At 33.5% G+C, this 11,387-nt stretch carries 7 protein-coding genes and 1 tRNA gene; 2 read left to right on the plus strand and 6 right to left on the minus strand.

What is annotated here, in order from left to right; all coding sequences use genetic code 11:
- Positions 1 to 1,468 precede the first annotated feature (1,468 nt).
- Positions 1,469 to 1,696, plus strand: coding sequence for a DUF2949 domain-containing protein (locus tag AC3DU7_RS12765; RefSeq protein WP_488039720.1), 228 nt, complete (start codon positions 1,469 to 1,471; stop codon positions 1,694 to 1,696).
- 565 nt (positions 1,697 to 2,261) lie between these two features.
- Here the strand turns inward: AC3DU7_RS12765 and AC3DU7_RS12770 are convergent.
- The 4 genes from AC3DU7_RS12770 to lpdA all read right to left on the minus strand — a co-directional run bounded on the left by AC3DU7_RS12770 (position 2,262) and on the right by lpdA (position 7,509).
- On the minus strand, positions 2,262 to 3,419 hold the full coding sequence (locus AC3DU7_RS12770) for a pyridoxal-phosphate-dependent aminotransferase family protein (protein ID WP_488039721.1): 1,158 nt from the start codon (positions 3,417 to 3,419) through the stop codon (positions 2,262 to 2,264).
- A 473-nt stretch (positions 3,420 to 3,892) separates the two neighbouring features.
- Positions 3,893 to 4,123, minus strand: coding sequence for a DUF5340 domain-containing protein (locus tag AC3DU7_RS12775; protein WP_488039722.1), 231 nt, complete (start codon positions 4,121 to 4,123; stop codon positions 3,893 to 3,895).
- Between the two features lie 500 nt (positions 4,124 to 4,623).
- Positions 4,624 to 5,508, minus strand: coding sequence for an indole-3-glycerol phosphate synthase TrpC (gene trpC, locus AC3DU7_RS12780; protein ID WP_488039723.1), 885 nt, complete (start codon positions 5,506 to 5,508; stop codon positions 4,624 to 4,626).
- 570 nt (positions 5,509 to 6,078) lie between these two features.
- A complete protein-coding gene (lpdA, locus tag AC3DU7_RS12785; protein ID WP_488039724.1) occupies positions 6,079 to 7,509 on the minus strand; it encodes a dihydrolipoyl dehydrogenase in 1,431 nt (476 codons plus the stop codon).
- Between the two features lie 1,285 nt (positions 7,510 to 8,794).
- Here lpdA and AC3DU7_RS12790 point away from each other — a divergent pair.
- Complete coding sequence (locus AC3DU7_RS12790; protein WP_488039725.1) at positions 8,795 to 9,034, plus strand: hypothetical protein; 240 nt, start codon at positions 8,795 to 8,797, stop codon at positions 9,032 to 9,034.
- Positions 9,035 to 9,688: 654 nt separating this feature from the next.
- Here AC3DU7_RS12790 and AC3DU7_RS12795 read toward each other — a convergent pair.
- On the minus strand, positions 9,689 to 10,474 hold the full coding sequence (locus tag AC3DU7_RS12795) for a TrmH family RNA methyltransferase (RefSeq protein ID WP_488039726.1): 786 nt from the start codon (positions 10,472 to 10,474) through the stop codon (positions 9,689 to 9,691).
- A 130-nt stretch (positions 10,475 to 10,604) separates the two neighbouring features.
- Positions 10,605 to 10,688: transfer RNA gene (locus AC3DU7_RS12800), tRNA-Leu, on the minus strand.
- Between the last annotated feature and the right edge of the window lie 699 nt (positions 10,689 to 11,387).

An 11,387-nucleotide genomic window follows, 5' to 3' on the forward strand; every position in this document is an offset into this window, starting at 1 on the left:
AATCTATCAATCAATACTATAACAAAGTGAAAAGCTTCCTACAATCTCAACTCCACAAACTAATTTAGTCCAAAAATTTGGATGATTTATTTTTTGCCATTCCCTAGACCTATAATGTTTTGAATACAAGCTAAAAGATCGCAAAATTCTGAATTATGTTGACAAAACCTAATAAAACTTTTTATTATTTTACTCACTATATATTTACACTAAAGTTTTAGTTTGCTATATTGGTAACCCAGACATTATTTAGATGGATTCAAAGCATTGTTAACCTAAAGTCCAGAATATGTATTCTTAAGCTTTTCATGGTTTGCAATACTGCTATTCTATTCATCGGAAATAAATCAAGTTAAATTAAATTTCGCAAGCTGTAAGAGAAATATTTTGACGATATCGATAATGCTGAACTGAGTTACGAGTATTACTTTGACCAAGAAGGTATGGAAGATATATAAAAACTTGTCTTGCTAAGATTATATTTTTGCTTTGCTTAATTTAATTGCATTGATTGGTGTGAGAATAATGATATTTTCTGCTAGGAGTGAAAATCTAGTTGTATGCTTTTGTGCATTGATACATAAAAGATTGTTTGTATTGTGAATAAAAATACATACAAATATTAAAAGAAAGTAGTTATTTTGCCAAAAATTGACTCGACCAAGTTTAGCTTCGTAAGTAGTAATAGTTTGAAAAAGGTCAACTACCTACTTAGATACTGTGGTCTGCGACGGTAAGCATTTCCTCCGGAATGCTACGCAAACAGCAGTCAACTATCAGCTATTCCTACGGAATGCTGCGCAAACAGCTTTATTACCTTTAGTGGACAATTTAAGCTTGTTTTTCTTGTGCTTTAATTCTTTGTTTAAAAATGTAGTAGAAGTCAAGAAAATGCTTGCTTAATTTATTAAAAAGCTGTTTGCATAGCATGACAAACGGAAGAGTTGACTGCTAATAGCTGTTTGCGCAGCAGTCTGTAGGAAATGCTTACCTGCGACTTTTATATCTTTTGACTAGAGAGAGAATTCAATAGAAAGTCTTCTGTAATGTTTAGACAGATAGTGAACTGTTTTTCAATCTGAATGTATATACATTTTGAGTAACAATAATTTCACTAAATATTTCTAGAAATTAATAGCTAGTTTTGCGGAATAGCATAGGTAACTTATGTAGATTCAAACCAAGCTATTCTCAAAATTTAGTATAGTCCAGGAGTAGTAGTTCTAGTTGAGTTTAACTCTAAGTTTTTTGAAAAAATGTAGAGTTTAGTAAACAGATAAAAAACTGGCATATCCTAGCAATACCAAGAGAAGTTATTGCTTGATGATAGTAAATAACTATCAATAATATACAAAAAAATATTAATTTTATTGACATCATAATTCTCTTAAAGATGTGACTCTATATATTCTCTTATCAACAAGAGTTGCAAAGAGAATGGTGTCTACAAAATAGGAGGTAAAGAAAAATGACACCAAATAATTATGCTCGCTTTATCCATTTCTTGAAAGATGAATTATCTATTTCATCAGCTTCTATAGCAGTTGCTGAAAGAGCTAGTATTAGTTCCAACTTAGTAGATCGTAAACCAGACTTCAGTGCTTTTCCAATGATATTATGGCAATACGGTTTAGTTACCCTAGAGCAATTAGATAAAATATTTGATTGGCTAGAAACCACTTATGATTTCAACTAAATGTCAGAATAATTACTAGAAACAGCATAATTTAACTCCAGTTCAAAACTAAACTTAAAATCTTTCATTACAACGTTGAAATTCTATATTCTTCAATATGTAGCTAGTAGTAGAATTAAATTTGGTGATACATATCTTCAACTCACTACTAACTACCAATCAATAATTAGGGCTTGCTGATTAAATAGGAAAGTATTGACTGATATTGGTTTGAGGCAAATTATGTCTGGAAAAAGTATGAGCTTTTCACAAGCAATGTTGAAAAAAGTGAGGATTTTTGGGAAGTAAAAGCCGAAAAATCACTGTTACCATTGTTTTGGCCACTGATTCTGTAATTACCATTGCTTCTATAGCGCTGTGCGCAGGCAACAGGCAACAGCTCATCTGGCAACAGGCAACAGGGGGAATAAATTGCTGATCATATAAGACTTTTAGCTATTTGGCCAATCCTGCAATTTGTAAATATACCAGCGCTCATTGCTATACGTCCTAACTACTGCCTACTGCCTACTCCCTACTCCCTACAAAGAGCAAAAAGACTAGTGAAGCGCAAACCCTAATTAACTTATGACTCAGCTAAAACTCTAGAAGCAGTAGCTACACCTGCTCCTGGAGTAAAAGCTTCGTATCTCAACTCTCGCAAAGCAACTTCTAATGCAGAGATAGCAGTGAGAACATCCCGTTCGCTGACAAAGCCCAAATGTCCAATACGGAAAATTTTCCCTTTTAGGTGGTTTTGTCCACCAGCTAAAGAGATATCAAAACGCTTACTTACAATAGCCCGTATTTTTTCTGCATCTACTTCTGGTGGAGGAGCAACTGCCGTAATAGCTGGACTCGCTGCTGTATCTGGCCCAAACAGGGGCAACCCTAAAGCTTTGACTGCTGCACGAGTCGTACTCATTAAACGTTGATGCCGAGTAAATATATTTTCTAATCCTTCAGCTTGCATCATTCTAAGTGTAGCTTGCAAGGCAAAGAATAAATTTACTGGCGGGGTAAAAGGTGTAGTATTTTTAGCTGCATCTTTACGATACTTACCCAAGTCAAGATAATAACGTGGTAATTTTGCTGTTTCATATGCAGTCCAAGCTTTAGCACCTACTGATACAAAAGCTACACCAGGGGGTATCATATAACCTTTCTGAGAACCTGAAGCAACAACATCAAGACCTAACTCATCTACTGGTATATTGACTGCCCCTATACTGGTGACGGCATCTACTATAATTAATGCTTCACCATGAGCTTTAACATAACTATTAATAGTTTTTAGGTCGTTGAGGACACCTGTAGAAGTTTCACTATGGGTGATAATTACTGCCTTGATTTTTTTATCTTTATCTGCCTCTAGTTGTTCGCGAAATTTTTCCGAGTCCAGAGGTTGGCCCCATTCTGCTGCGATCTTTTCGACTTGGAGGCCGTAAGCCGTAGCTACTTCTGCCCAGCGATCGCCAAATTTACCATTACATCCACACAGTACGCGATCGCCTGGACTGAGAAAGTTAATTATACCTGCTTCCATAGCGCCGGTTCCACTAGATGCTAAAACTAGCACATCATTTTTTGTTTGATGTAGCCATTTGAGGTTTTCTGTCACCTCTGCCATAATTTTGGAAAAGTCACTGCTTCTATGGCCTATTGGATGTTTAGCCATAGCTAGTAAGGCTGTTTCTGGTACTGGAGTAGGCCCTGGAATCATTAACATTAGTTTGTCATTCATTATTTCTATTCCTTTGTTTTGTTTTACTTGAGTTAGTTTATATGTTTATTGATTGAGAAGCATTTTATTTAAAAAACTTATTTTTTCTTTAAGATTCCCACCTGAGAAAGTTTTAGTTATTTTAGGAGTTATTTAATTTTAATTATTTTTTTTTGAGGATTTTTTTGATTTTTCTTTCTAGAGAATTTACATTTTAGATATTAATAATCGCTCAAGACTTGAAGCAACTATTTATCTGGTAAAAGTTAGAAGTTAAAACTAATCACAAAGTTTTTGTTGTTGAAGTAATGATTTTGAATAGTTTCACAAATTATCGCCGAAATAGTAACTGCATTAACTTCTTCTAATTAGAGTTTGCTTATGGAAGTCTTTTTTAAGAGGAGTAGCCAGAATCAAGAATTCAGAATCCAGGAGGAATGAGATTCCGAGAAGAAATAGCCAGATTTGTTTACTTTCTCTAATGCAGTTAATATTTATTTTTCTGTTTCATTAAGAGACCATTGATATTCAATTGGTAAATTTGCTAGCTTGCAACTTTCTTCTAATTGTTTTTGTAGCGCTAAAGCTTTTCTCACAGTTACAATAAGTTCCCGTGCTTTTACGTGTTGCTTTGTATTATAGTCTACTGCTAAAATTGTCTTTTTTTCTAATAACTGAAGTAGCAGTTCATAGTGAATATGGGAGGGGACTGGTATTGCTTCCATAGTTTTATTTCTAGTGGTTGACATCTTGGTTAATTATACTATGCGATAATTTCAAAAATAAATAGAAATCATAGAGTTGCTGTATTAGTAATTATTCTTAAAGAAGAAATAAGGAAAAATTTGATCGCTATTAACTATAATTAATTCTAGACATTATGGATAAAGCTTAAACAAACAATGAATAATAACTTATCCTTTAAATTATAGAATTTACTCAAATACTTTTTGCTTTTTTACCCTTCTTGTAGAATGAAATATTTTTGTTCAACCAAGGATAACTTTAAGCCCTTAATTTAATTATTATCTAAAGTAAGCATTTAACTCTTAGCAGTCAGCACTTTAGCAAATAATGAATAATTCCTTATAAGCTTAAATAAGCGTAACTTGACAGTAAGTTTGAATTCTATCCAAGATTTATCAATTGTTTTTACTTTCTCCTATCATCAATAGCTGATAGCTAATAGCTGACCGCTGTTTGTGCAGCATTCCGCAGGAAATGCTTACTGCGTAAATAGCTCTAGCAGTGCTGCACCTGGGTCTGCTTTTTTCATCAGAGACTCACCTATTAAAACAGCATCCACACCAGCATTTTTAACAATATTTACATCTTGATATCCATGTATTCCTGACTCACTTACTACTAAAATTCCAAGTTTTTTTAACTCTTTCTTCCTAGCTTCCATTAATTTACAAGTAGTTTGTAAATCTACTGAAAAATCTGCTAAGTTGCGATTATTTATACCTACCAATTTAACTCCTTCTATTGTCAATACTCGGTCTAACTCTTTTAAACTATGAACTTCCACTAAAGCAGTCATTCCTAAAGCATTAACTATCTTGATAAAATACTTTAAATCTTGGTCTGATAAAATTGCCGCAATTAGTAGTACAGCATCAGCTCCATGTAAACGAGCAAGATATATTTGATATGGATAAATCAGAAAATCTTTACACAGTAGTGGTAAGTCAACATTTTTCCTAATATTTGACAAATACTCAAAGCTACCTTGAAAGAATTTTTTATCTGTCAAAACTGAAATACAAGTTGCACCATTTTGTTGATACGCTTTAGCTATGGTAACTGGTTCAAAATCTTCTCTAATTATCCCTTTACTAGGAGAGGCTTTTTTTACTTCAGCAATTACAGCAGGTTGAGTTTTTCCTGTGGATAGAATAGATAAAAAATCTAGAGGAGCAGACATTGAGTTGATTTTCTTTTTCAACTCAATTAATGGTTGTTTATCCCGCAGAGAATCTACCTCTTTTTCTTTATACCAAACAATTTCTTCCAGAATATTTTGAGGTTTTGAGTTTGGCAAAGCAACTTCATAACGTAAACTACCCATTTCTACAGGTGAAGTTGGTGGTCGGCGACGAATTTGCATTATATTTTATCTTGATAATTTACTATTTTTGGTATTTTAAATAAGTATTGAAGAAGGCAGAAATTAGAAAGTCTAATTACATAGGAATACCCTTCGACAAGTCTCTTTATCTCTACAAACCACAGACAATTTTATAGCGGTTTTCACTCATGTTGACTACAATACTTTTGCCTTTTGCCCTTACTACGGAATGCTGCGCAAACAGCAGAAATGCCTTTAAGGCAAAATCTTTGTATTCTATGAAATATGAAAGCTGCTATAAGTATCGTCATTAATAGTAGAGTACTAAACTCGCAAAATAAAAGATAATTTTTGGAGCTTAACTCCTGAAAATTAAAGGATAACCAATATTCTTAAATTTTTAGGACTACTCTATTTTTTAATGATTCTTTATTATCGCCTTTAGATTTTCAAGATTTAGCAGTATAGAATTTCTTAAATCTGCTGAATTTACAGTAACTAAGATATGAAAGCAAAACTAAGTTCTGGAACAAAAAAAATGATGACTGAATAGTAAATTGCTATATTAGTTACAATAACTAAATATAACAATTTTCTTCAGATTAATAACTAGCCAACAGTTGCTCGTTTAAATGCCTCATCCAAAACTTCTGACAAAGTAGGATGAGTATGTACATTAAAAGATAACTGATTAACAGATTGTTTTTGAGCTATAGCATTTGCTGCTTCTTGAATTAAGTCCGAGGCATGAAGGCCAATAATATGTACTCCTAATAATTCTCCTGTATCTTGACGATAAATTACTTTAGCAATGCCGTCTGTTTCTCCTTCAGCAATTGCTTTTGAATTACCCTTAAAATAAGTTTTTACGCTGCCTACTTCAAATCCTTGTTCTGCTCCTAAATCCTTAGCTGCTGTTTCAGTCATACCAACATAGCTAATTTCTGGATGAGTAAAAGCAGCCGCCGGAATACTAAGATAATCTACATCCCGATCACGACCACAAATATTTTCTACCACTGTTATTCCTTGAGCTGATGCTGTATGAGCTAACATCATTTTTCCAGTAGCATCACCGATTGCCCATAAATTAGGTACAGGTTCACCACTTGACAAAACAGCCATTTTGTCATTTACTGGAATAAAACCCCTACGGTCAGTCTCTACACTGACATAATCTAGTCCCAAATTTTTTGTGTAGGGAATGCGGCCTGTAGCAACTAAGCAAGCATCTACTTCTAGAACCTCCTCTACTTCTTTAGTTTTGGCATCAGCGAGTTCAATAATTACAGGAGATCCGGGAGTTACCTTAATAGCTAACTTACCAACCTTAGTTTCAATATCTCTGGATTGAATTAGAACTCTTTGTGCAATTTTTGCTATGTCTGGGTCGAAAGTAGGCATCAATCTATCTAATGCCTCAATCATTGTAATTTCCGATCCAAGAGCAGTATATATGTCGGAAAACTCTAGTCCGATATAACCACTACCAACAATTGCTACCCAGGGTGGCAACCAATCTAGTTTCAAAGCATCATCACTGGTAAAGACTGTTTTGCCATCTAATTCTATTCCAGGAGGAACAAATGGAATGGACCCAGGAGCAAGTATAATATCTTTAGCAGTAAAGTTTTCTTCTCCCTTCTCTGTCTTAACCATAACTTTTTGTTGACCTGCCATTTGCCCCCAGCCTTTAATCAAGTCTATACCTAGACGTTTCAGGCTATTAGTCATGTCGCCTCTAATTTTGTCAACAATGTTACTAGCATGAGAAGCTATAACTTGTCGGTCGTAACCTACATTATCTAATTGAATGCCCAGAGTTTTTAAGTGGTGAGTATCTCGTAACTCTCGAACTTTACCAGATGCTGCGAGGAGAGCCTTTGATGGTATACAACCTCGGTTAACACAAGTCCCACCCATTTCCGCTGCTTCTACAATAGCTGTTTTTAGGCCACAAGTTGTGGCGTGTAATGCTGCACCATGTCCACCAACACCTGCGCCTATAATTATTAAGTCGTAATCAAATTCTTGAGTCATCTGTTGTTTTTAAAACCTGTTTGTATGTTTGCAAAAACTATAATATTTGAGATTTTAGGGACGTAGCTAAATATTTGATTTGGGATTTATTGGAACTTAATTTCCTCTAGATCCCAGATTAACTTAGTTCTTGACTAAAAGAAACTGCAATAATATAAGTTTAAAGCACAAGGAGCGAGAAAATTAAGTACATAATCCATATTCAAAAATTATTCATTCATGTATGTATGAGCTAGCCTTGCATACATACATTGTTTCACTTAGTCTTTTTTTGCTGCGACAAATCAAACTTTTATAGCAGGGAACATCGGATCTGGGAATAGTGGGAAAAACATTTTCTAGTCTAAGATTTGTCATTAGTCTATGTCCTAACCAATTCTTTCTTAACTATATGTTTAGGATATATAGCAATCCTAAATAGGTTGCGACAAATCAAAAAGTAGAGTAGATAAAAAAACTGAAACTATTACCTGTTCCCTGTTCCCTGTTCCCTGTTCCCTAAATCAAAAAGTAGAGTAGATAAAAAAACTGAAACTATTACCTGTTCCCTGTTCCCTGTTCCCTGTTCCCTAAATCAAAAAGTAGAGTAGATAAAAAAACTGAAACTATTACCTGTTCCCTGTTCCCTAAAAAGCAGTAATATTTTTGACACGAATAAAATAGGATTGCTATAATGACTTAAAAAAACAAATATCATTATTTCAGATAAAATACTGAAATCTATAAGTATTAAGTTTTTAGACAATGATTTTATTTGATTAAAAACAGTTTATATGTAAGCTTCAGCCACCAGCTATCAGCTATTAAATTTGAAGTAGATAAAAGTAGCCTTGTGAAATAGAATTTGAATAAAAGTTACTGCCAAAGTCCCCTGACCAAAACTTAGAAGTAATTCATTAATTACTAATCAGGGTTTGCGTAGCATTCCCTAGACAAGCACTGACTGCTAAGAGCTAAATGTTTACAATTATATAAACTTTATTTCATATAAATTTTGAATGATAGATAGCTAAAAATAACTCAAAATATTCATGGATTGTAGAGCAAATTTAAAAGCTCAACAAAAGTAGTCAAAATTAATAATCCGATTCCTCTATAAAAAAAATTGTCAAAATTCCCAAATCATCAAAATATTAGCTATTAATTAATAATATAAAGCAGACTTAATTTTTGCTTTGGGAAGATACTAGAAATAAAATATCTAGACTCCTGCTGTTTGTATGCCTATAATTTATAAAAAATAAGTTGAACTCTTAACAAGAAGATGACAAGGACAGAAACTAATATGGATAAAAAAGATATTCGTAGTAAGGCGGCAAAAACATTTATTGAAACCTTTGAGAAACAATTGAATAGCTCTCTTGAGGAAGCCAACAATGAAAAATCTAATTCTTATCTTCAAGATACTGAACAGTCAGATCCAAAACTTAGTTTATCAGAATTAGAAGAAGCGATCGCCGACATAGACCAATATATGGAGACAAATCATCAAAGCAAACCATTATCAGAACCTGATTCAGAATAATACAATAGACTTGTCGCTTTATAACTTAAAAAAATCCCCAAAAGCCTTGTTCTGTAAAGATTGTAGCTATCCGGGCGTGAAATTCATTGGAATTATTGCTCTGTCTAGGTTGGAGCGATTTTTTCCCTCTATTTAGCGACAACTCTAATAACCTATCCCATTATCTTTCACCGACTTATTTGTTAAAGCAAAATGTTTATGGAAAGCTGAATTTTTAATTTTTAACTAGGTTTGCTGAATAAAGTTTTTTGGTAAGGCGTAGGAGCCAGAACACAGAATCCAGAAGTTAGGAGAAGTGGGAGTTATAGAAGAAGTAATCAGAATAATCGTCCCTTGACTTTTCTGTCATAATCCTCCCAAAATGCGCTCCTTTTTGAGCATTTTAGACTGAAAACTTGCGAACTTTTTTCGACCTAAAAATGCTAAAACCTTTGTCTATAAATGCTTTGATATTTAATCAGCAAGCCCTAACTATCAAAATACTTAGGGTTTTTAGCCAAAATATTATTACTGAGATAGGTTCATCATTTAAGTAAGTAGGATGGTGCAAAAAAACAGAAGTATCTAACGAAAAGTAAACTTGCCCAAAACTATCTTCCCTTCTGCCTTCAGCCTTCTGGCTTTACATAACGATAATTTTCAACACCAACCTACTTAATTTGATTGAGATTGACGTTGACGTTGAACTTCATACAAAATTATAGCCGTACAGATAGCAACGTTCAAAGATTCCACTTCATTACCCAAAGGAATCTTGACAGAATAATCAGCCAACTCAAGTAAATCTTGTGAAATACCAGACCCCTCATTTCCTAACACTATTAGTGTAGGTTTTCGTAAGTCAATTTGCCAATAATTTATAGTTGAATTCGGTACTGTTGCTACAATTTGCAAACCTTGATTTTGTAACTTTAATACCTCAGTCTTTAAATTTCTAGAAATTGCCATAGGCAACTTAAACCATACCCCTGCTGAAGCTCTAACCACTTTAGGATGATATAAGTCCACACTATCTGCACTTAACCACAAACCATCTACATTTGTTGCTGTAGCTGTCCTAATTATAGTACCAAAGTTACCAGGATCTTGAAGTTTGTCCAAAGCAATTCCCAAACTGGCAATTTTGACAGAATTTGTTGATTTTTGTGGGGCTATAGCTATTATTCCATCAGGATTAACTGTAGTAGTAAGAGACTTCAAAACCCTTTCACTTACTAACTCTATCCTTTGAGCTTTTTGAGATAATAATTCCCACAAAAATTGATGTCTTTCTTGCCATTCAGGCGTACAACATACAGTTAAAAGAGGATAACTTTTATGGCAAGCTTCTTCTAGTAAATGAGTTCCTTCTAATAAAAATAACTGCTGTTCCTTTCTTCCTTTGGATTGATGAAGCTTACGGATTTCCTTTACTAAAGGATTTTGTACACTGGTCAGCACTACTTATACTTTATTTTTTATCTAGTATTACTTATTTTATTTGAGGAGTGAAACACGAGCGGGATATTGTGATTTTCCTACTCATTAGATTTTGATAACTAATCAAGAAATGCTGCATATCCCTAGATAATGCGGAACCCGGGACTTGAACCCGGAAGTCCTTGCGAACACTAGAACCTGAATCTAGCGCGTCTACCAATTCCGCCAGTTCCGCTAAATCACAACTTTTAATTTTTGCCGATCTACTCTAATTTGTCAATCACTTTAAATTAAGTTTTTTTACTACCATACTTTTTATAACTAAAACTAATTAGTATTCAAAATCATCTTTGTAATTTTTAATCTTTTCGATTGTTACAAAAATTAATTAAATGCAGACTATTGAGAATATTCTCATTTATTATTACCTATTTACGTCGTTTGGTTGATTTGGTATAATATAAACATTGATCTATAATCTTGCAGAGCATTTCGACTTCACACAAATTAGTGGTGTATAAGTCCTATTTCACCGTTAACTTTAACTGTATAAATGGTTATTTCACCAACAGTAGATAGTTTTTTTAGTTTATGAAGCTTAACACTTTTTCCTACAGTATTTGACTAAATATTTTTTTTATGATAAACACATTTACAAAATTAATTACATATTCTTGACCAAAATTTTTAAGTACTTTGAGAGAGATAGTTAAGAAAGCTTTTCCTGTTTACAAGTTTCATCATAAAAAATCGGTAAGTGGAAAACCACCGTCTTTTAAGCGGTGGATGGAAACGACGGGCGCGGATTTTAATCCGTAGTCAAAATTTGCAGTATTTGAATATGATCGCCTAAATGTGTATTATGAGCGCAAAAATTCACTATTGGGACTTACACAACTTAACTGGTAAAATTAGACTATAATGCTTATAAATC

Source organism: Okeania sp., assembly GCF_983059655.1.

Coding starts and splice junctions, on each gene's coding strand:
- AC3DU7_RS12775 (WP_488039722.1), bottom strand. CDS start 4,123: ATGGAAGCAATACCAGTCCCCTCCCATATTCACTATGAACTGCTACTT.
- AC3DU7_RS12790 (WP_488039725.1), top strand. CDS start 8,795: ATGGATAAAAAAGATATTCGTAGTAAGGCGGCAAAAACATTTATTGAA.
- lpdA (WP_488039724.1), bottom strand. CDS start 7,509: ATGACTCAAGAATTTGATTACGACTTAATAATTATAGGCGCAGGTGTT.
- AC3DU7_RS12770 (WP_488039721.1), bottom strand. CDS start 3,419: ATGAATGACAAACTAATGTTAATGATTCCAGGGCCTACTCCAGTACCA.
- trpC (WP_488039723.1), bottom strand. CDS start 5,508: ATGCAAATTCGTCGCCGACCACCAACTTCACCTGTAGAAATGGGTAGT.
- AC3DU7_RS12765 (WP_488039720.1), top strand. CDS start 1,469: ATGACACCAAATAATTATGCTCGCTTTATCCATTTCTTGAAAGATGAA.